The organism is Bacillus pinisoli (genome assembly GCF_023036475.1).
GTDB lineage: Bacteria > Bacillota > Bacilli > Bacillales > SA4 > Bacillus_BS > Bacillus_BS pinisoli.
Window position 1 is genome coordinate 134838 of record NZ_JAJQKI010000006.1, and the last position, 21323, is coordinate 156160.

Genomic DNA, 21323 nt, shown 5'->3' on the forward strand with positions numbered 1-21323 from the left:
TAGACTCCTCAGACTAAAGTTGTAGTTGTTCCTCATTCGTTTTATTGAAGAAAAAGTCAATCTACCTTCCGATGGAATGATACTGGTTTCAATCTATACTAAAAGCAATAACTGGAAGAAAGAGGGATGATTTTATGAAAATCCAAAATAAAACGGTGATGATTACAGGGGCAACAAAAGGATTAGGGAAGGCTTTAGCTTTTGCATTTGTGAAAGAAGGCTATAAACTAGCCATCTGTGCACGTAATAACAAAGATTTACAGGAAGTGAAAGAGGAGCTAATACAGTTAGGTGGTAAGGTAATCGCCATCCAAGCGGATGTCTCTAATGAACGAGACGTTGACAGGTTTGTCTCAATTGTAGAATACGAATTTGGAACCATTGATGTACTCATTAATAATGCATCCGTGTTTGGACCGGGACCCTCCTTATTATTAGATTATCCTTCCCGAAATTTTGAAGAAGTGCTTAGGGTAAATGCAGTGAATCCATTCCTTGTAACGAAAAGGGTTCTACCAGGAATGATGGTGAAAAAGGCGGGCTCTATTATTAATGTTACCTCTGAAGCAGGTCGAACGGGATTTGCAACTTGGGGAGCTTACGGAATTTCAAAATTTGCAGTAGAAGGTTTGACTCAAACCTGGGCAGATGAACTAAATGAAACCGGAATTAGAGTAAACATGGTGGATCCAGGGGAAATGGATACTGATATGCATCAAATTGCTGTACCAGATTGTGACTATCCTTTAGAAAAGCCTGAAAATGTAGTAGATGTCTTCTTGTTTTTAGCTTCTGACCAGTCAATAGGAATGAATGGATGTCGATATGAAGCCCAAAAATTTGAACAACCAAAGGAGGTATTATGATGAGATCAGCGAAAGATCACCTCTCTATCCCTGAACAATTAAATGCCAACCAACCAATAGAGCTAGCAGGTGGAAGAAGAGATGGGGTAAAGTTGATGGTGTTGGATCGAAATTCCAAAACCAGCTATCATGAGCCATTCGTTCATATTGAAAGATACCTAGGACCTGGAGATGTTCTTGTCTTCAATAATAGTAGAACAATTCCTGCAGTATTGAAAGGTAAACAAGGAAACCGTGATATTGAAGTTCGACTTTCAAGAAAAATAGATGGTCAAAAATGGGAGGCACTCGTGGTTGATGGTCTATATTCAAGTCGAGATCTACTTCTTTTCCCAGGAAACGTAACGGCAGAAGTGATTGGGAAAGGAATAGAAGGACCATTAGTCATCTTAAGTTTCTCACTTTATGGTTATGAATTACTTGATTTTATTTATAAATACGGTGAACCAATTAGGTATGAATATATAAAAGATTCACTCCCTCTTAATGATTACCAAACTGTTTATTCTTCTGTCCCTGGCTCGGTAGAAATGCCTTCTGCAGGCCGTGCTTTTACATGGGATTTATTAAATAGTCTTCAGAAAAGAGGTATTAAATTGGCATTTGTTCAGCTACACACAGGGCTGAGCTATTACGGTAATGATCAATGGCCTAATCCAACTATGCATCCAGAATATTACCATGTCTCAATGGAAGCTGCGACCATCATCAATCAAGCCAAAAAGAGTGGGAAACGAGTGATAGCAGTTGGGACTACCGTTGTCAGGACACTTGAGACAGTTGCAAATGAAGAAGGATCTATTCAATCGGAAGAAGGAATTACTTCAACGTACATTCATAAACATACTAAATTAAAGCTAGTGGACGGCCTTCTTACTGGTCTTCATGAACCAGAAGCAAGTCACTTAGATATGTTGGGTGCCTTTATAAACCAAGATCAACTCATCCGTGCTTACCAAGAAGCGATTAACAATGGCTATTTATGGCATGAATTTGGGGATGTGAATTTAATTCTACCTGTGAAATAGATATTTAAATATTGTAAAGATAGGGTGGTAGAAATGATATGCATCATATAGGGATCTATGTGAAAAACCTAATGAAGTCAGAAAAATTTTATCAAGAGATGCTTGGTTTTAAGGTAGAGACTAAACTAAAACTAGGTAAAGAAGACATTTTGTTTATGAAAAAAGGGGATGCTCGTATTGAGCTTATCAGTGATGAAGACGTTAAGTCGGTTGAAGGAACGATTCATTTAGCATTGGAAGTGCCTAATGTGGAGCTATCTATGAGACCATTTGCGGAAAAAGGAATTCAACCAATAGAAGGTCCAACCACACTGGAAAACGGTTGGAAGACGGTCTTTTACCTTGGTCCAGATCTTGAAGTGATCGAATTATTACAAACTTGATCCAGTAGAGATCCATTTCTTTTGAAACATTCATTATAACAATCTTGTAACAGTTTTGGTCATTCGTTACTTATTATGTACAAGATATGGTAGAATGAGGGTCGAGCTAAAGAAGGGATGGGATCAAGATGAAGCAACGTATTCTAATTATGCTACTAGCAATAGTAAGTCTTTTCATACTGGGTGCATGTAATAATAATGAAGATGCTGCAAAGGATAACGAAGGAACAGAAGCAGAGGCTAATGAAGAGAACCGTGTGCTTGCGACAGTTAATGGGAAAGAAATTCTTAAATCAGATTATGATTTAATTTTAGAAGATACAATTGCTACCTATGCTGAGCAAGGTGTTGATGTAAATACACTGGATGACGAAACAAAAAAGAAGTTAAGAAATCAGTTGTTGGATCAATTGATTAATACAGAGTTACTTCTTCAACAAGCCGAAAAAGAAGGTATACAAACTGAGGACGAAAGTGTGAATGAGCGTTTGGACGAAATGAAAGCTCAGTTTGAAGATGAGGAAAAGTTCAACGAAGCCCTTGAAGAAAACAACATTACGGAAGTTGCATTGAAAGAGCGTATAAAAAATGAAATGCAAATTTCTACGTATCTAGAAAATTCAATTGGTGAAGTTACTGTTTCAGAAGAAGAAATTACAAAGGTCTATGATCAATACAAACAAGCGATGGAATCACAAGAGCAAGAGGTCCAAGAACTTGATGCAATCAAAGATCAACTAGAGCAGCAAGCTGTCATTCAAAAGAGACAAGAAAAAATAAGTGAACTCATTGAACAATTAAGAGCTGATAATGAAATAAAGATATTATAGTAATGAAGACTCCTCTACAACATAAGAGGAGTCTTTTTGATGTAACAGGTTTTTTAGTCATTCGTTGCGTTTTAACCTTATTCAGCATTTAATCATAATGTAAGTGTGTAGGAGTTTATTGGAAAATATGGAGAAGAAATAATTCTATAAATCTGTCGAAATATGTTAGAATAAGTGTGAAGGGGAGGTGGAACTTTTGAACTATGAACTAATTGTTATGTTAGGTGCCTTATCGTTATCTTTTGGTTTAATGACGCTTATTTGGTCTCATTTAAAAGAAGCGGATGATAGAAAAGTAGGTACGTATTTACCATTTTTCCCGGGTCTTTTTACATTCGGTGGACTAATCATGGTTTTAGCAGGTTTCATTAGCCCATTATTATTGGGCCATTAAACATATAGATTAACACTAAAGAACTCTCGTCTATTACAGAGTTCTTTTTATTTGCCTTTTTTTCTCCTGAAACACCACCTAGTCATCTGTGACATATCATATGAAGACTATATAAGGAGGGGAAGCGAATATGTCATTCTTCTCAAGGCCACTGCCTCCCGTATTATATCCACCAAATACCAGCGCAATAAACACAAGAAACACGGTAGGAGTACCCCCAGTTTATCCGGCGTATATGGTATATGACCACCATCATAATGTACTACACGTTCATTATTTTCCACATACAACATCCGTGGAAAATCATGTTTCTCACCACCATACACATATCCCAGGTCATGGACCAATGATGCCGTCACGACGCCCATTCTTCTAACACAATATGAATGAACGATAGGAGCAGGTGTATCCTGCTTCTATTACTTTGGATTTCTTTTTTCCAGAAATAAAGGATATAGATATTTATGCTGTATTTTTGATATACTGACAAATGACTAGTTAATACGATATAGTATCTGTATTAAACAATATATTAATTACATATAAAGGAGTTTGACATGATGGGAAAGGTACTAATTTTCGGACATAAAAATCCTGATACTGATTCAATTTGTTCTGCTATTGCTTATGCAGATTTGAAAGCTCAATTAGGTTTAGAAGTTGAGCCAGTAAGACTTGGAAGTGTAAATGAAGAAACTCAATTTGCGTTAACTTATTTTGAAGTTACAACTCCACGCCTTGTAGAGACTGTAGCAAACGAAACAAATGAAGTTATCCTTGTTGATCACAATGAGCGACAACAAAGTGCGACTGATATTGATCAAGTAAAGGTGATTGAAGTGATCGACCATCACCGTATCGCAAATTTTGAGACAAGCGACCCTTTGTATTTCCGTGCTGAGCCTGTAGGATGTACGGCAACAATCTTAAATAAGTTATATAAGGAAAATGGAATCACAATTCGCAAAGAGATTGCAGGGTTAATGCTTTCTGCCATTATTTCTGACTCTTTATTATTCAAATCTCCAACTTGTACAGAACAAGATATTGCGGCGGCCCGAGAATTAGCAGCTATTGCAGGAGTAGATGCAGAGGCATATGGTTTAGACATGCTAAAAGCAGGTGCTAACCTGAGTACTAAGTCTATTCAGGAACTGATCTCTCTAGATGCGAAAGAGTTTGAGATGGGATCTTATAAAGTTGAGATTGCCCAAGTAAACGCAGTCGATACCAACGATGTCCTTTCGCGTAAAGCTGAGCTTGAAGAAGTGATAGCAGGTGTCATTAAAGCAAAAAGTTTAGACTTGTTCTTGTTTGTGGTGACTGATATCTTAACAAATGATTCGGTTGGATTAGCATTAGGTGAGCAAACACGTGCTGTTGAAGAGGCATTTGGAGTAACACTTGTGGATCATACTGCTACCTTAAAAGGAGTAGTATCTCGAAAGAAGCAAGTAGTTCCGGTCTTAACGAATGTACTAAGTAAGTAAAATAAAGGGATCCTTAGGGGTCCCTTATTCTATTTCCTATATTTCCATTATTTAGGTATATAGTATTGGGGGGAATAGGTATGATGACTAAAATTATGTGCAAAATATGTTATATAAGGCTCTCTTTCTATACTTTGTTGCTTTTAAATCTTTTTTCTAATGAGGAAGAATATGCATCTACTTCTAACCATCGTTATGATCAGTATCGCTATAAAATATGGAGATCGTAAGAACCTTAGAAATTATGGATTTACCGTTTATTACGTCATAATCTGCAACCTGCTTTACAATATACTTTGTAAAGATCATTTACTATGGTCATACAAACCTGATGTTTTTTTGCAAACACGTATGAATGTGGAGTTATTATATACCTTTGTCATTTTACCGGGTATTACCTTTGTATTCCTTTCCAATTTTCCATTCTCAACAGGGAAAGTAAAACCCATCTTATATATTATAAAATGGGTAGTTGTATCTTTAATTATTGAGTATGTATATATAAAGACAGATCGTTTATTACTTCAAAACGGCTATAAATATTGGATGGAATTTTTTTTCTACCCTGTTATGTATGGAATGATTTACTTACATCATAGAAGACCGTTACTTTCCTATATCTTTTCTATATGTATTATTTCTTTTTTACTATGGTATTTCAATATATCGATTAATTGACAATTATAGAGGGATAGGTAAAAGGATTTCAATAATGGTACCGTCATGGTCACTCCAGATATGGAAGTCGCCATGGTGATTTTGTATAATTTGTTTAGAAATCATGATTCCTAGTCCGGTTCCATTTTCTTTTGTTGTGAAAAAGGGTTCACCGATACGGCTTAAGAGGTGTTGAGGGATACCACAACCATTATCCTTAAAAAGCAGTTTTACTTTTTTTGGTCCATGGTCTCTTAATTCAATAAGAATGTTTCCATTTTTCTCTAGAGCTTCAATTGAGTTTTTAAGTACGTTTATAAAAACTTGCTTTAACTGGTTTTTATCAGCATGTACAATTAAGGTATTGTGATCGTATAAGTCTTCAATGTTAATCCCCTTCATGATAGCTTCGGGGTCAAGTAATGTTCTTACATCTCGAATAAGTGAAACTAAATCTACTTGATCAACCTTCAACTCTTGTGGCCTTGATAAAACTAGTAACTCATTAAGAATGAGTTCAATTCGATCGACCTCCGAATTGATGATATCAAGATACTTTTGATTAGATTCTAATGAGGATTCTGTTTTCATTAACTGATGAAATCCCTTTATAGCTGTAAGCGGGTTTCGTACCTCGTGAGCAATTCCAGCTGCCAGTTTTCCAGCAGTGGCAAGCTTCTCAGAGTTAATAATCAATTCTTGTGTTTTCTTTCTTTCTTCTATACTCCTTACAATAATATGATTGGCAGGCTTATTTTCATAAATAGTAGGAATTCCCATGATCTCAACTTCTATAATTGTACCGTCAAGTCGGAGTAGTTTATATTCTGTGAACTCGGTAGCTCGTCCTTCTTTAACGAGTTTTATTCGTTTAAGTGCAAGTTCAATATAGTCAGGATGCACAAAGTCATAAATACTTTTTGTGTACATTTCTTCTTTTGTGGAAGCCCCGAGAAGCCTCATACCTGTCTCATTAATGAAATTAATATGATTCTCATTTAACACAATAACAGCATCTGGAGAATAATCTATGAGATTTCGATAGGTTTCCTCTCGATTTTTTAGTTTAGATTCGGCCAGCTTCATCGATGAAATATCTCTAATTGTACTAATTACTTCTGTAACTTGTTGGGTATTGGCGTCAAGAATGGGCTTGCAAAGTGCCTCGACCATTAAGACACTTCCGTCTTTTCTAATCATTCTATAAAAATCTCGGCCATTTTCCTTTCTCTTGCATATTTCTAGTCGACCCAACTTAATAGACTCTGCATCTTCAGGGTGAAAAATAACAGATGCATTAGTGCCTATTAATTCTTGAGGAGTATAACCAAGAAGTTTTTCGCAGGCAGGAGATATGTAAAGAATAAGTCCGATTACATTGGTTCTTAAAACAATATCTAAAGAATGCTCTGTTAAGATCCGGAAAATCTCATCTTCTTGTATTTTTGCATTCCTTTCAACCTTTAAGTGACTGATCTCTTTTGCAACGAAGCATGCCCCTAATATAGCTTGGTCTACTTGTAAAGGAATAGTAGAGAAATTTAGATTTACACATTTCCCATTTTTCTGTAGTAAGCTACTGTCAAAGTTCTGAAACTCACCTTTTAAAGAGTGAGTGAAGCCTTGGTATGTATTTAATTGGAATTTTTCTGGAGTTAACTGCTCTAATGTAAGATTTCGTAATTCTTCATTAGAATGCTGAAGTAACCTTCGCCCAGCAATGTTGGTTTTGACAAGAAAACCAGCTGTATCCACAATAAATATAGCATCTTGATTGGATTCAAATACGCCCAAAAATTTTGGGATAAATTCATCAATATGTTTTTCTAAACGTTTTCTCTCTTTACTATGTATGAATTTTGAACTGTTCATGTCTCTTAAATCAGTTCCTTTCCCCACCAGACTTAACAGTTTGCTAGTTGAAAAACGTATATTTTATCATCAGATGATTCATTATTATATTGGTAAAGATTATTATTATATAATTTGAAGTTAGAAGTTGTACTCCTTCTTATATTGTAGTAATCATAGGTAAAATTATCAATATATTCCCAAAAGATTATCTAAAATAGTTTGAATTTTCTTGAAAAAAATTAACATCTCCCCAAAAAATATTTTTTAAAAAGGGACATAAACCTAAAAAACATGTCGAACCTTCTAGCAGACGTCAAAATAAATTAGTAAGGGGAGAGTTTGATCATGAGCACTAATAAATTAATTTCTTTTTTTACAAGTGGAGTTTTAGCAACGACTTTAGTTTTTTCACCAGGGATTAAACAAGCTTTTGCCAATACTGAAGTACAAGGGGAAATTACAACAGACACTTCTACTGAAGTAAGTGGAGAAACACCAGAAACAAATGCTGAAGTAGTTGTGGAAGAAACGCCATCTACTGAGAACGACACAACTAATGACCAAGTTGCGGAAGGAGAGAAGAGTGAACCTTCCTTGTTACCAGGAGACTTCTTTTATTTTGTTAAAGTGATGGTAGAGAAGATTAGATTGGCTGTAACGACGGATGATTATAAAGAAGCAGAATTATTAGCTGAGTTCGCAGCAGAACGTATTAGTGAAGCCAATGCATTACTTGCAGCTGGTAAGTCAGTAGAAGCTGAGGAGTTATTACAAGCAGCTATTGCAACGCAAGAAAAAGCAGAAGAAACACTACCGGTAGTGGAAATTGGAAATGAACAAGAAGAAACAGAAACTCCTGAAGAAACTGAAACAACCGATGAAGCTAATGAAGAGGAAGTAGTTACGGAGGAACAACAACCAGCAATAGATGAGGAACAATTACCAAAGGTTGAACTTGTCCAAGGAAAACTTGCAAATAATATTGATGCTTTGATTATGGCACTAGAAAAGATAGAAAATCCAAAAGCTCAGGAAGCACTAGCTAAAAATATACAAAAATCATTTGAAAAATTAAGTAAGAAGCTTGCAAAAAGAAGCGAAAAAATAGAAAAGCTTGAACAGAAACTAATAGAAGTAGAGGTTAAGCTTAATGCGGGTATTATCTCTAAAGTAGAAGCAAGTGAGAAGATAGAGGAAATCCAAGATAAAGTAAATGAAGTGAATGAGGAAGCGACTGAAGAAGTCGAAGAAGAGATGGAAGAACTTGTAGAAGAAGTAGAAGAAGCTACAGATATGGATCAAGAAGATAATGATGAGGTAGCAAAGAAGGTAGAAAAAGAGAAGCGTGAAGCAGCAAAGAAGGTAGCAGAAGAGAAGCGTGAAGCAGCGAAGAAAGCAGCAGAAGAGAAGCGTGAAGCAGCGAAAAAGGCGGCAGAAGAGAAGCGCGAGGCGGCTAAGAAGGCTGCAGAAGAAAAACGAGAAGCAGCGAAGAAAGCAGAAAAAGGCAAGCAAGAAAAAGACGATGACGACGATGATGAAGACGAAGAAGACGAAGAAGATGAAAACGAAGACGAAGATGAAGATTAAGAATGAACAAGGAGGCACCTATTTTTATAGGTGTCTTTTTCTAAATTTCTCTTCTCAACATTACAACTAATTGACTGAGGTTGGACGAGGTGCTTGCACCTCTAGATCTTTTCTCGTTAAACTAGTAGGTAAATTAGAGCTAAAAAAGGATGGTACATACATGATAGAGTCTAAATTATATTATCAAGAACCGTACAAGAAAGAGTTTACGACTAGATTAAAGTCTCAGATGAAGGATGAGGACGGGAACTGGTATGTCCTTCTTCATGCTACTACTTTTTATCCAACTGGAGGAGGACAACCATTCGATACTGGTACGTTAAATGGTTGCCGAGTAGTGAATGTTGAGGAAGTAGATGGAGAGATCCGTCATTATCTGAGTCAGAAGCTTGAACAGGAACCAGGAAGTGAAGTTGAGGGGAAAATTGATTGGTCTCGCAGGTTCGACCATATGCAGCAACATGCAGGTCAACACATTCTCTCAGCAGCCTTTGTAGAAACAACAGGCTATGAGACGATAAGCTTCCATTTAGGGAAGGATTTGTTGACGATCGATCTAAACACAGAAGAAATTAGTCAACAACAAATAGAACAGGTTGAAGATCTAGCTAACTCTATCATCTTGGAGAATCGTCCAATAGACACGATATGGGTAACACAAGAAGAAATAAATAAATATCCATTAAGAAAAAAGCTCTCTGTTTCAGAAAATATTAGACTCGTTATTATCCCTGACTTTGATTATAACGGGTGTGGAGGTACTCATCCTTCTTCAACAGGAGCTGTCTCTGTTATAAAAATCTTAGATTGGGAGCGTCAAAAAAATAAAACAAGAGTTTATTTTGTATGTGGTAATCGAGTCAGAAATCAACTGCATGTAAAGCATCATATTCTAAAAGAAGTCGGACAGCTTGTCAGTTCATCGGAAAGTTTACTCGTAAATACGATTCAACATTTACTCATAAAAAATAGTGAAGGCGAAAAAGAAAAGGCCAATCTAAAAGAACAGCTATTGCATTTTGAAGCTAGGGAACTAGTACAAACTCATGAGGAGAAAAATATAGTCTCTAACGTTTTTCAAAATCGAAGTATACAAGAGCTTCAGAAATTGGCAAGGTTAATAGTAGCAGAAAATGAGGATGCTGTTGTATTGCTCGTTACAGAGAACGACCAACAATTGCAACTAGTTTTTGCCAAAGGGACTAATTCGCATACAAATATGAAAGAATTGGTTAAAGAAGTACTTCCAATCATTAATGGTAAAGGTGGTGGCAATGAATCGCAGGCTCAAGGTGGTGGAGAACGAACTGTTTCAGGAGAAGAACTAGTAAAAAATACAATAAGTAAATTAGGTTTGTAAGTCGATTCTCAAATTTATAAATGTAGGTTCATCTTACCCCCTAACCTTGAACCTCTCCTTCGAACATTGTAGTAAATGAGCTGCTCCTAGTAGCGAAGGAGGGTGTGGTATGAAAAGATGTACCAAGGATATCGATCAACTACTGGAAGCTACGAAAGAAAACGAGATAGAAAGTCAGGAAGCAATTAGACTTTTTCATATTGATATAGATGCATTATTAGATTCCACACAGGATGTAAAGAAGAGCTAGGAAACACATCCTAGCTTTTTTGTATTCGAGCAAAGCCTATATAAACGGTGTCATTCCTTTACCAAACTCCTCAATTAGAAAAGTAATATAAGAGATTTGGTCATCTGTCAGGTTAAATGTATCTTTCACTTTCTTCTCAAGCTTTAAAGTCACTCTTCGTTTACCAAGTTCCACTAATGCAATAAGAGAATAACTGCAGTTGATTGCGTTGGCAAAATCGCGTTGAGTCATATTGTAATGAAGTCGAATGGACTTAATCGTTTCTTTATCCATAAAGGTCCCACCCCAACAGAAATATACTATATTTAACATTAAAGCATAATACTAGAACTTAACATATGGAATTTTTATTACAATTTTGTAGGTTCCAGAATAAAATAAATCCAATAAATGAAACATCTCATCATTTCTGCTCGTCTAATTGAAAGGCTCTTTTCTAAAACTTTGTTGCTTTTCAACCTAATTTTATAATAAACATCCTTTCTAATGATATAAGACGGAAGTGATAATTGTTAGAAAAGAGCAACTCTCTCTATTTAAAGCACTGAGCAGTGTACTACCGAGTAAAAATCCGGCTTTTGGGATTTTTACGAAAGCAACAATCTATACAAGAAGAGCCAATTGAAAAAAGCGAGGTGGGCTTCTTGAAACTTAGACGAATTGGTCGTGATAGATAGATGTTTTACATTCACATATTTTTATCGGTTCTAGTTTTCGGGGGAATATTTATCACGATTATTTTCTTTATTTTCCAATAGCCTACAGATTTACATATATTCATGACTAAAAAATGAAACTCATCAGGGATTACAATCGTATATAAACTAGAAATTAATTTTGAGCTGAAGGTGGTAGGTAAGATGAAGAATTCACATGAGATTGAGTTTAAGCTACATGGAGATGATATGCAATTTGTAGAGATAGAATTAGATCCAAATGAGAGTGCCATTGCCGAGGCTGGAGCTATGATGATGATGGAAGATGGTATAGAGCTTGAAACCATTTTTGGAGATGGTTCACAGAGTAAAGGGCTATTCGGAAAGCTTGTTGGAGCCGGAAAACGTATTGTAACAGGAGAAAGTCTATTTATGACGGTTTTCACAAATAAAGGGTATGAAAAACGACATCTTTCTTTTGCGGCACCATATCCTGGGAAAATCATACCTGTTGATTTAAGTGAGCTAGGAGGAAAATTGATCTGTCAGAAGGACTCTTTTCTCTGTGCTGCCAAGGGTGTTTCCATTGGCATTGAATTCCAACGAAAACTAGGGGCAGGATTTTTCGGAGGAGAAGGCTTTATTATGCAAAAATTAGAAGGTGATGGATTAGCTTTTCTTCACGCAGGAGGTACCATCTTAAGAAGAGATTTACAACCAGGAGAGAAGCTAAGAATAGATACAGGATGTTTAGTAGCTATGACAAAAAATGTGGACTACAACATTGAATATGTAGGAAAGGTAAAAACAGCGCTCTTTGGTGGAGAAGGTTTATTCTTCGCTACAGTAAAGGGACCTGGAACAGTTTGGATTCAATCTCTTCCATTTAGTAGATTGGCAGATCGTGTATATGCTAGTGCCCCTCAAGGCGGAGGTCGCTCTACTGGAGAAGGTGGAATTTTAGGATCCTTTTTAAATGGTGATAATTAAAGGCTCATTTCTAATACTTTGTTGCTTTTTAGGCTACTTTTTCTATAAAACCTGGACATATACAAGGGACCGTCCTTAAATCAGACAGATAAAAATATCTATTGACTTCTTAAAAAAATCTTATAAAATAAAAGTATCAAAACCGAATAGATCTCCTAAAGGGGAGTAGCTTTTACATTAAAGTCGTCATTTCAGGATGGTTCATCCTCGGCTTTAATGGCAACGTTTGTTGTTAGCAAGACCTTTACCATATCGGTGAAGGTCTTTATGATTTTTTAGACCTTTACCCAAAACGGTAGAGGTCTTTTGTTTTTTTGAAACTTTGTTGCTTTTCAAGCTAATATTTCTAAGACCCAACCTTTCTTGTACGTAAAACCAAAGTGATCATTGTTAGAAAAGAGCAACTCTCTCAATTTAAAGAACTGGCCGCTGTACTACCGAGTAAAAATCCGGCTATTGGGATTTTTACGAAAAAAGCCTTTGAAAAAAAATAACAAAAAGAGAAAGAAGGATGAAACTTGAATAAAGGTACTAACGTAAAAAAAGGAAGGCTATCTTTTCAGGAGCTCATTATGAAAAACAAAGAAGAGATTTTAAAATCGCCAGAACAATTAGAGAAAATTGATAAAAAAATTGAAGACAAAAAAATTAATAATAAGTGAAAGGAAGAGCGAGAATGCTATTAAGAAAATATATGTCTTTATTAGGTATAGGGTCGGCTAAGGTAGATTTAGTACTTGAGAAAGATGAAGCGATGGTTGGTGAGAGTATTAGAGGGGCTATTCATATCAACGGCGGGACGATTGAACAGCAGATAAAACGTATTGAGTGTGACCTTGTCAAAACAGATGACGAAGACAGTGAAGAAGTCGTAGAAACGAGAACAATCTTAACAAGTAAGGTAATTGACTCAGAGGATCAAACAAAAATACCATTCTCTTTTTATATCCCATGTGAAATTACACCATCTACAGATGGTATTAGTTATCGTTTTAAGACAAGGCTTGTCTTCCAGGAAGGGGTTAAAAGCCTAGATCAGGACATAATAAAAATAGTAGCCAATTAAATTAGTAATAAAAAGGAGGATGAATGTTGGAATTTTCAATTCTTTTAGAGTATGGCTGGATCTTACTCGTTCTTATAGCGTTGGAAGGAATACTTGCTGCAGATAATGCGCTTGTATTAGCCATTATGGTTAAACATTTACCAGAGGAACAGAGAAAAAGAGCATTGTTCTACGGGTTAGCAGGTGCGTTTATATTTAGGTTTGCATCGCTGTTTGCGATATCATTCCTTGTTAATGTTTGGCAAGTTCAAGCAATAGGTGCTATCTATCTATTATTTATTGCCATTAATCATATTACACGAAAACTTGTGATGAAAAGGAAGCCAGAAAAAGATGAAAAGGAAAAGAAAAAGTCAGGCTTCTGGATGACCGTTTTTAAGGTTGAGTTAGCGGATGTTGCGTTTGCAGTTGATTCTATTTTAGCTGCCGTTGCTCTCGCAGTGACATTGCCGCACTTACCTATTGGTACGATCGGTGGTATGAATGCAGGACATTTTATAGTTATATTTTTAGGTGGGTTAATTGGTTTAATTATTATGAGATTTGCTGCAAATATCTTCGTCAAATTATTACAAGAGAGACCCGGTCTAGAAATCGCTGCCTTTCTTATCGTTGGTTGGGTGGGCGTAAAGCTAGCTGTATACACATTGTCTCATCCAGATTTAGCAATTATACCTTATGGATTTGCTAAATCTCCAGAATGGAAAATTTCGTTCTACTTAATCCTAATCGTTATTGCCTTAGGAGGATGGTTTTTATCTGGCAAGAAGAAACAAGAAACAGGGAGCGAGCAATTATCATAATGAAGGGCTCTCTTTGCGGCTAGTTCTAATCGAAGAGGGACGACAGGTCACTTGACGCAAAGTAGCAAATTCTCGAAAACAGACAAACTAAAAGAAATTTTTTTAATGATGTATAAAAAATAGAGTCTTGGTAATAATGGAAGATGTAAGGTATTCCCCCTTATTAAATATTTTATTGCGGTCCGCCAATATTGGTGGATCATTTTTTTGGTTTAAAAGATTCTTTTCTATTATTTCAATAGATATTCTAAGGACTCGTCTCATATGTATATAGTACAAAACATGTGAGGACAAGGAGACTTAGTACATGAATACGTTTTTGAAAGGATTACTTTTTCTCGTAGTTGCTGCTTTTATTGGGGAATGTGTTGAGTTTTTTGTTAACCTAGTTCTTGCAAGGCAGCTAGGGGAGCATGGTATGGGTTTATATATGACGATCCTGCCCTCTATTTTTCTTGTGGTAATCTTAGCTAGTCTAGAGCTGCCGATATCCATCTCCAAATTCATTGCAGAGAGAAAAGAACAATATCATCAAAGCATGATGAAACATGCAGCAAGATTTGCCATTAAGCTTATGTTTATTTTTACAGGAGTCGGACTCTTCATTGTCCCAAATATTCCACTCTTTGATGGGTATCATCCCATGGTTAAATGGATGTTTATTATTTTGATCCCCATTGTGGCGATTACCTCCCTAACGAGGGGGTATTTTATGGGCAAGCAGGATATGAGTAAGATTGCAATGGCGAACTTCCTCCGAAAAGCATTGCAGCTTTTATTGCTCGTTGTCATTTATCAACTTTTTTCATTTGAGTTACATACATCCATTCTTATAGCCTTATGTACATTAATTGGTAGTGAACTTGTCGTTTGTATTTATCTATTGCATGCATTTTTTATTCAATGGCAAGTAGTAAAGCAAGGAAAGTATACCGTACTTACGAAAAAAGAGGTCCATAAGAACTTATTATCTGTCTCGGTACCGACGACCGGAATGAGATTATTCCATGCTCTAACTCACGCTTATCAACCATTTCTTATTAAAGCTGCATTATTACAAGCTGGGGTACCAGAAACATTGGCAACAGAACAATTTGGGCTTATGACCGGTGTTGCCATGAGTATTGGATTTTTCCCGGCATTCATTGCCCACTCTTTGTTAATAGCTCTCATTCCGACGGTTTCTGAAGCTTACGAAAAAAAAGAGTTCGGACGCCTTCAGAAGATTTTACAGCAGGTCATCTTCATTACCGCCATATATGGGATTCCGGCTGTCTGCCTGTTTTATTTCTTTGCAGAACCTCTAACACATATTTTCTTTCAGTCATCATCAGCTACTCTGTACCTACAAATTTTATGGCCCTATTTCCTGATTCACTTTTTCGTCATTCCCATGCAAGCCTATTTGATAGGGTTAGGGCTAGTTAAGGATGCCTTTTACCATTCGATTTGGTCAACTTTTTTTCAGTTTATCCTTATGTACCTTCTTGGATCAACTCATTTGCAGATGCAAGGGGTCATCATCGGGATGAACTTCGGGGCTTTGTTGATTATGATGATGCATTATTTGACGATCTGTCAAAAGATTGGGGTTTCAATATGGCTAAGAGATCCAATTAGACGATAAGGCTCTGTTTGTAAGGCTGTTTTCGTAAAGATTTTTACTTACTAGTCTGATGCCATCTACTTATCAAATAGACAGTTGATCTTTTCTAAAGGATAAATACGGCATTTATCGTTAAAGAAAGCTTTACTTCAGAGTAGGATAGAAAACAACAAAGTTTAGAAAAGAGCCAAAGATAAGGATTGTTATGATTGGGAAAAGTACTCTGTTAAGGATATAATGAAAGGAAAATAATTGGGGGTGGTCATCTTGTATAAAATCTCCTTAATAGTACTAAGTGTTTTTTTACTTATATTAGCGGGATGTGGTCAGGAATCAATTAAAGGATCAATGACCTTACAAAATCAAAATGGTGAAGAAGTTTCCTTTCCTTCGGATGAACCCGTCGTGTTCTTCTTCATGACAACCTATACTTGAACATTGTGTCAAAAGCAGCTGGTCCAGCTGCATGAGAATCTTGAACAGTTTAAAGAATTAGGTGTAGATATGTATATTGTTAGTGCAGATCAACCTGCACAGCAAAAAAAGCTTTATGATGCATTGCTGGAAAAGTACGATGAGGTTGTTCCGTTTGTATCAGACCCGAACCTTGAACTAATTGAAAAGATGGGTATGAAAAATGGCAATATTGCCTACCGTGGATATGCGGTACTGAATCCAGACGGAAAGGTCCTGTTCTCCACAAAGAATGATTATTGGGGAGAACAAATAGACCAAACGTTTGAGGAAATCTCAAAAGAATTAGACTAAATTTAAAACATCGATTAAGGCTAAGAAGAGACGATCTTCCTAGCCTTTTATTTATTATCTATAGGAACTTTCTAGCTAAGAAAGTTCCTAAATATTCCTTATTTTACAGGCTTGCTCATACGTTATAATAAAATTAGTAAATAATGCTTTTTCAGAGGGCTATTTTTGTTAAGTTTGTTGCTAGTAAAACACCATACTCATTAGGTAGCGCAATGGAACGCCATGGTACTAAATTATACCTAAAAAGCCTTAAATAATTTAGAAAAGAGGTAAACTGATGGATTATTCGTACGTAGCCTCAGAAGATAAGATTCGTAGAGCTTATGAAGATGGTGAATTTAAGAATTTACCCGGATATGGCAAGCCTCTAGTACTTGAAGATTTATCAGCGATCCCAGAAGAACTTCGAATGGGTTATAAAATGTTGAAAAATGGTGGATATAATCCAGAAGAGTATAAGCTGAAGAGTGAAATAAAAACCATTGAAGACCTAATAAAAGTGAGTAAAGATGAGCATCAAATAGAACTGTATAAAAAGCAGCTAAATGAAAAGACCATTCGTTTAAATAGTATGATAAAAAAACGTCAAGTCCATAACTCTTCTGCATTTAAGGATTACGGGGCTAAAATGTATGATAAGTTCAAATGATGGACTGTACCCTCTATAAAACAAGCTACCATTCAAATGGTAGCTTGTTTTCATAGGTCCCTACGTTTTTGTCTTGTCGGATCCTTTAGGTAATGGGTCTATAGCAACAGCATCTTTAGGATCAACACTTATTCTTATTGAATAATAGAATACGGCAAGCCCCAATAATAGCATTACAAATAAGACTGTTAAAGTAAGCCATAACTGAACCATATAATCCCTCCTTAATTACATATATGCATAGTAGTCGTTCTGCTGAACTGAAGGAGGGTAGAATTGACAGATGAATCTAATTTTATTATCATCTAATTAGATAATGATAAAATTAGATGAGGTGATGTAAATGCAGTTATCTAGGCTTGTGCAATTTCATAAGGTGCTTGCAGATCCAACGAGGATTAGGATGGTATTGATTCTTGCAAAAGGGCCCATACATGGACAGGAACTTTCTGAACGTCTAAACATTTCAACCTCGACTGTTACTCACCATGCAAATAAGTTGAGAGAAGTTGGATTACTACATCAGCGTCGAGACAAGAACACCATATATTTCAGCTTGAATGAAAAAAGCCTGCAGCAGAGTAGTAGTGCCATCCTGAAATTAATTGACCAAGCAAGGACTGAGAAGGGAGAGGTTGACGTGTTGACAGAAGAACAACAAAAGATGCGAAATAATGTGATTAGTAATTTCCTTACAAAAGAGGGTCGTTTAAAGCAAATACCATCTCAGTTAAAGAAGAAAGTAATGGTCTTAACATACATGGCTGAAAAATTAGAAAAAGGCAAAAAATATCAGGAAAAAGAACTAAATGAATTTATTAAGCAATTTCATGAGGATTTTGCTACAATAAGAAGAGAGTTTATTATGCATCAATTTATGTATCGCGAGGATTCAGTGTATGAGCTAAATCCAGAGGAACTGTGGACAAAGTGGGAAAAACTTTCTTAGCATGCCTAGTACTTGCATAATGGTTAAAAAAGCTAGTACTATTGTTTATTACTGAAATGAAAATAAAGACTAGGACTGAATAGGCCCTAGTTTTTTTGCTCTAAAAAAGTGCGTAGTATAATAGAACTAGGCTATACTTTCATGAATTAGGAAGGCTCTTTTCTAAAACTTTGTTGTTTTAAAAGCTAATTTTTCTAAAAACCCACCCTATTATGTACGCAAAACCAGAGTGATAATTGTACGGAAAATACCGTATTTAACTTAGAAAAGAGCAACTGTCTAGATGAAGCAAATGACATTAAACGAATGAGTAAATATCCGGCTTTTGGGATTTTGACGAAATCACCTTTATATACGAAAAGAGCCATTAGGAAAAAGGGGTAACTCAAGTGAGATTAATTAGTACTTCAGAATATGATCATATAAAAATGCAATTAGCTAGGCCTATTTATGATCGTCATAAGCGGGTTTTATTAGCAGCTGGCAGGTCCATTCATCCGAAGTACTTAGAACGCTTGGAGGATATGGATATCCGCTATCTATTTGTGGAAGATGCTGTCTCTAAAGGAATTACGCTAGAAGAGATGATGGATATGCCGACTTGGATGGATGCCATTGAAATCGTCCAGAAGGAATATGAGCTTGCTCAATCTAATAAGGGCCTCGAGCTTCGAGGACTACAAAAGATTGTAACAAAGCTCATAAGTGAAGTGGATAAACGAAAAGCAGTTATTCTCATTCCAACTACCTCAATAGCTGAGAATTTAAGAAAGTATGCTCATTCCGTCAATGTAACACTACTCGCTCTACAAGTAGCGAAAAAGCTACGATTAAATAAACTGAGATTAAAAGATCTTGCTATTGGATGTTTGTTGCATGATATTGGGAAAGCCATCACCTCTGATGATGAACAGCATCCACAACAAGGCTTTGAATACTTACGTAAAGAAAGAGAAATTAGTCTCCTATCGGCACATATTGCTTATCAACACCATGAACAACTTAACGGTCAAGGTTTTCCGAGAAAAATATCGGGTAAGGAATTTCGTGATATTGCCCAAATTTGTGGCATTTGTAACATGTACGAGAATATGATCTCAAAAGAAAATATTCCACCTCATATGGCCATGGAGTTAATCATGACCAAGAGTGGAAGTGGTTTCGATCCCGAAATAGTCCAAGCTTTTATTAGTAGTATTCCAAGCTATACTCCTGGTACAAAAGTAGTTCTAAACAACGGCCAAGAAGCAATTGTGACAAAGATTCAATCGCTCATGCAGCGCCCGACTGTTCGAGTTCTATCGTCTAACCAAGAATTATCGCTTGAACAAGAATATACGCTATTAATTACTGGAGTGGTAGAGGAGCAAAAAACAAATTAAAAGAGATCATACAAAAAGAAGCCTCTAGAAATAGAAGCTTCTTTTGTTACCTCATTATTTTTTTAAATTTCCAAGCTCTTCTGCAATAGCTTGCATTTCACTGATTGAGAATGTAGGTTTGCTTTTGACAAGCATATATATGTCCTTCAGTTCTTCATATGCTTCTTCACTAAAGTGTTGTGATTTTAAAACACCCATATTTAAAACCTTCAGTTTTTGCATGATTTCATTAACCATAAACTCAATATTTTCAACCGTTTTTTGATTTAAATCCAAAACAACCAACTCCTTGTTAGTTATGTACTACCTGTTATTGTACCATGAAAACTAATGAAAAAAATGTTGGTGGACAAAATTTAGTAGGATACTCATTTGCTTGTCTACATAAGTTTAATACTAGATGTAGAAGGTAAAATAAACAAAGTAAAAGAAAACAATCAAACAATAAGAGCGTGAAAGAGGAGTTAATAATGATGACAAGAACAAGAGGTCCATCTTTCCTAAAAGATTTATGGGGAAGGTTTCATCAAGATGAACTGGCAGGATTATCTGCAGAGCTGGCCTACTTTTTTTTACTGTCGCTTTTTCCTTTTATGATTTTCCTTGTGACCCTCATTGGGTATTTACCGCTTGATCAAGAAAATATCATTGAATTTTTAAGACAATATGCACCAGGTGAGGCATTGACTTTAATTGAGCGAAATATACAAGGTATTATTAGAAGTGAAAACGGTGGATTATTATCCTTCGGGATTATCGCGACAATATGGTCGGCATCAAATGGATTAAATGCGGTGATACGAGCTTTTAATCGTGCCTATGATGTAAAAGAAACAAGATCCTTTATCATCGCAAGAATGATGTCAGTCATCTTAACCATTGCGATGATTGTGGTCATTATTATTGCATTGCTATTACCTGTTTTTGGAAAGCAAATTGGTGTGTTTATTTTTTCGACATTGGGCTTATCAGATACTTTTTTGTTAATCTGGAATGCAGCTAGATGGGTCATTAGCTTTTTTGTATTATTAGTCGTATTTAGTTGCCTGTATTACTTTGCACCGAACAAACATTTACATTGGAAAGAAGTATTTACTGGTGCTTTTTTTGCAACGGTTGGATGGATAATCGTATCTACAGCTTTTTCTTACTATGTAGGAAGTTTTGGTAATTACTCTGCGACTTACGGAAGCTTAGGTGGGATTATTGTACTCATGATTTGGTTTTACTTAACAGGTATGATTATCTTAATTGGTGGAGAAATCAATGCCATTCTAAACTGTAAGCGAGTGAGCAAGATTACATGATATTCCTCCTTTATATTTGTCAATCTGGGGAGATGATAAGCAAAGAGGGTTCTTACCTTCCAAAAAGCTTAGAGGGGGATTTATTGTGAGTAAAAAGAAAAAGCGCAAAAATGACCACCATAAGGGGAACAGCCCTAAGCATAAAACCAGCAGTAGTGCCAATGGGCATAACAATTACCATTGATGTTAAAAAGGGACCAGTAGTGGTCCCTTTAATTTTTATTCTTGTACAAGCTCGAATTGATAATAAGCAGTATTGTAAATATGTTCAATCTCTACATCTGTCATATATAGAAGGACCCCTTCAGAAATTCCTCTAGTTCGTTGAATAAATTCAATCATATTCTTTCGTTCTTGACGACTCATGTCAAATCCTCTCCTTTTCTGTTTTAATACAGTTGTTATTTTGTTAATATTATTATATAACAGTTTAAAGCAAGTGTGCAAC

26 protein-coding genes are annotated in these 21323 nt (G+C 36.0%); 21 read left to right on the top strand and 5 right to left on the bottom strand.

Annotation, left to right across the window (positions count from 1 at the left end; genetic code table 11):
• Positions 1-134 precede the first annotated feature (134 nt).
• From LT143_RS10815 to LT143_RS10845, 7 genes are all read left to right on the top strand, one after another.
• On the top strand, positions 135-866 hold the full coding sequence (locus tag LT143_RS10815; RefSeq protein WP_246942994.1) for an SDR family NAD(P)-dependent oxidoreductase: 732 nt from the start codon (positions 135-137) through the stop codon (positions 864-866).
• Positions 866-1894, top strand: a complete 1029-nt coding sequence (locus LT143_RS10820) for an S-adenosylmethionine:tRNA ribosyltransferase-isomerase (RefSeq protein ID WP_246942995.1) — start codon at positions 866-868, stop codon at positions 1892-1894. The genes LT143_RS10815 and LT143_RS10820 overlap by 1 nt, the downstream gene beginning before the upstream one ends.
• 38 nt (positions 1895-1932) lie before the next feature.
• Positions 1933-2277, top strand: a complete 345-nt coding sequence (locus LT143_RS10825; protein ID WP_272495763.1) for a VOC family protein — start codon at positions 1933-1935, stop codon at positions 2275-2277.
• A 128-nt stretch (positions 2278-2405) separates the two neighbouring features.
• Positions 2406-3107, top strand: coding sequence for a SurA N-terminal domain-containing protein (locus tag LT143_RS10830; RefSeq protein ID WP_246942997.1), 702 nt, complete (start codon positions 2406-2408; stop codon positions 3105-3107).
• A 196-nt stretch (positions 3108-3303) separates the two neighbouring features.
• On the top strand, positions 3304-3501 hold the full coding sequence (locus LT143_RS10835) for a hypothetical protein (protein WP_246942998.1): 198 nt from the start codon (positions 3304-3306) through the stop codon (positions 3499-3501).
• Positions 3502-4061: 560 nt separating this feature from the next.
• A complete protein-coding gene (locus tag LT143_RS10840) occupies positions 4062-4991 on the top strand; it encodes a manganese-dependent inorganic pyrophosphatase (RefSeq protein WP_246942999.1) in 930 nt (309 codons plus the stop codon).
• Positions 4992-5162: 171 nt separating this feature from the next.
• Complete coding sequence (locus LT143_RS10845) at positions 5163-5669, top strand: CBO0543 family protein (protein ID WP_246943000.1); 507 nt, start codon at positions 5163-5165, stop codon at positions 5667-5669.
• A 3-nt stretch (positions 5670-5672) separates the two neighbouring features.
• Here LT143_RS10845 and LT143_RS10850 read toward each other — a convergent pair whose 3' ends face one another.
• Positions 5673-7520 carry a PAS domain-containing protein gene (locus LT143_RS10850; RefSeq protein WP_246943001.1) on the bottom strand — a complete coding sequence of 616 codons (1848 nt, stop codon included), beginning with the start codon at positions 7518-7520 and terminating at the stop codon, positions 5673-5675.
• Positions 7521-7847: 327 nt separating this feature from the next.
• Between LT143_RS10850 and LT143_RS10855 the strand changes: the two genes are divergently transcribed.
• The 3 genes from LT143_RS10855 to LT143_RS10865 all read left to right on the top strand — a co-directional run bounded on the left by LT143_RS10855 (position 7848) and on the right by LT143_RS10865 (position 10699).
• Positions 7848-9089, top strand: coding sequence for a DUF5667 domain-containing protein (locus tag LT143_RS10855; protein ID WP_246943002.1), 1242 nt, complete (start codon positions 7848-7850; stop codon positions 9087-9089).
• A gap of 160 nt (positions 9090-9249) precedes the next feature.
• Complete coding sequence (locus tag LT143_RS10860; protein ID WP_246943003.1) at positions 9250-10449, top strand: alanyl-tRNA editing protein; 1200 nt, start codon at positions 9250-9252, stop codon at positions 10447-10449.
• 109 nt (positions 10450-10558) lie between these two features.
• Positions 10559-10699 carry a hypothetical protein gene (locus LT143_RS10865; protein ID WP_246943004.1) on the top strand — a complete coding sequence of 47 codons (141 nt, stop codon included), beginning with the start codon at positions 10559-10561 and terminating at the stop codon, positions 10697-10699.
• Positions 10700-10735: 36 nt separating this feature from the next.
• On the opposite strand, the gene LT143_RS10870 is transcribed toward LT143_RS10865, so the two are convergent.
• Positions 10736-10972 (bottom strand): helix-turn-helix transcriptional regulator, encoded by a 237-nt coding sequence (locus LT143_RS10870; RefSeq protein ID WP_246943005.1) that lies wholly within the window; start codon positions 10970-10972, stop codon positions 10736-10738.
• Positions 10973-11559: 587 nt separating this feature from the next.
• On the opposite strand from LT143_RS10870, the gene LT143_RS10875 reads away from it, so the two are divergent.
• The 8 genes from LT143_RS10875 (at position 11560) to LT143_RS10910 (ending at position 17237) form a co-directional block, all read left to right on the top strand.
• A complete protein-coding gene (locus LT143_RS10875; protein ID WP_246943006.1) occupies positions 11560-12345 on the top strand; it encodes a TIGR00266 family protein in 786 nt (261 codons plus the stop codon).
• 518 nt (positions 12346-12863) lie between these two features.
• Positions 12864-13007, top strand: a complete 144-nt coding sequence (locus LT143_RS10880; protein ID WP_246943007.1) for an FbpB family small basic protein — start codon at positions 12864-12866, stop codon at positions 13005-13007.
• 14 nt (positions 13008-13021) lie between these two features.
• Positions 13022-13411, top strand: coding sequence for a sporulation protein (locus tag LT143_RS10885; RefSeq protein ID WP_246943008.1), 390 nt, complete (start codon positions 13022-13024; stop codon positions 13409-13411).
• Between the two features lie 26 nt (positions 13412-13437).
• Positions 13438-14214 (top strand): TerC family protein, encoded by a 777-nt coding sequence (locus tag LT143_RS10890; RefSeq protein ID WP_246943009.1) that lies wholly within the window; start codon positions 13438-13440, stop codon positions 14212-14214.
• 307 nt (positions 14215-14521) lie between these two features.
• On the top strand, positions 14522-15841 hold the full coding sequence (locus LT143_RS10895; protein ID WP_246943010.1) for a polysaccharide biosynthesis protein: 1320 nt from the start codon (positions 14522-14524) through the stop codon (positions 15839-15841).
• Positions 15842-16087: 246 nt separating this feature from the next.
• The gene (locus LT143_RS10900; protein WP_246943011.1) at positions 16088-16255 is read left to right on the top strand and encodes a hypothetical protein; all 168 of its coding nucleotides are present in this window, start codon (positions 16088-16090) and stop codon (positions 16253-16255) included.
• Between the two features lie 3 nt (positions 16256-16258).
• Complete coding sequence (locus LT143_RS10905; RefSeq protein ID WP_246943012.1) at positions 16259-16588, top strand: redoxin domain-containing protein; 330 nt, start codon at positions 16259-16261, stop codon at positions 16586-16588.
• 277 nt (positions 16589-16865) lie between these two features.
• Complete coding sequence (locus tag LT143_RS10910; protein WP_246943013.1) at positions 16866-17237, top strand: DnaJ family domain-containing protein; 372 nt, start codon at positions 16866-16868, stop codon at positions 17235-17237.
• Between the two features lie 60 nt (positions 17238-17297).
• Here LT143_RS10910 and LT143_RS10915 read toward each other — a convergent pair whose 3' ends face one another.
• Positions 17298-17450: a hypothetical protein gene (locus LT143_RS10915; RefSeq protein ID WP_246943014.1), complete on the bottom strand. Its 153-nt coding sequence runs from the start codon at positions 17448-17450 to the stop codon at positions 17298-17300.
• Positions 17451-17580: 130 nt separating this feature from the next.
• Here LT143_RS10915 and LT143_RS10920 point away from each other — a divergent pair, with 130 nt between their 5' ends.
• Both LT143_RS10920 and LT143_RS10925 read left to right on the top strand, forming a co-directional pair.
• Complete coding sequence (locus LT143_RS10920; RefSeq protein WP_246943015.1) at positions 17581-18186, top strand: DUF2087 domain-containing protein; 606 nt, start codon at positions 17581-17583, stop codon at positions 18184-18186.
• Positions 18187-18575: 389 nt separating this feature from the next.
• Entirely contained in the window at positions 18576-19568 is a 993-nt protein-coding gene (locus LT143_RS10925; RefSeq protein WP_246943016.1) for an HD-GYP domain-containing protein, read from the top strand.
• A 54-nt stretch (positions 19569-19622) separates the two neighbouring features.
• Here the strand turns inward: LT143_RS10925 and LT143_RS10930 are convergent, their stop codons facing one another.
• Positions 19623-19844, bottom strand: a complete 222-nt coding sequence (locus LT143_RS10930) for a DUF1128 domain-containing protein (protein ID WP_246943017.1) — start codon at positions 19842-19844, stop codon at positions 19623-19625.
• 197 nt (positions 19845-20041) lie between these two features.
• Between LT143_RS10930 and LT143_RS10935 the strand changes: the two genes are divergently transcribed.
• Positions 20042-20875 (top strand): YihY/virulence factor BrkB family protein, encoded by an 834-nt coding sequence (locus LT143_RS10935; RefSeq protein ID WP_246943018.1) that lies wholly within the window; start codon positions 20042-20044, stop codon positions 20873-20875.
• Between the two features lie 219 nt (positions 20876-21094).
• On the opposite strand, the gene LT143_RS10940 is transcribed toward LT143_RS10935, so the two are convergent.
• Entirely contained in the window at positions 21095-21241 is a 147-nt protein-coding gene (locus LT143_RS10940; RefSeq protein ID WP_246943019.1) for a BH0509 family protein, read from the bottom strand.
• Positions 21242-21323 lie beyond the last annotated feature (82 nt).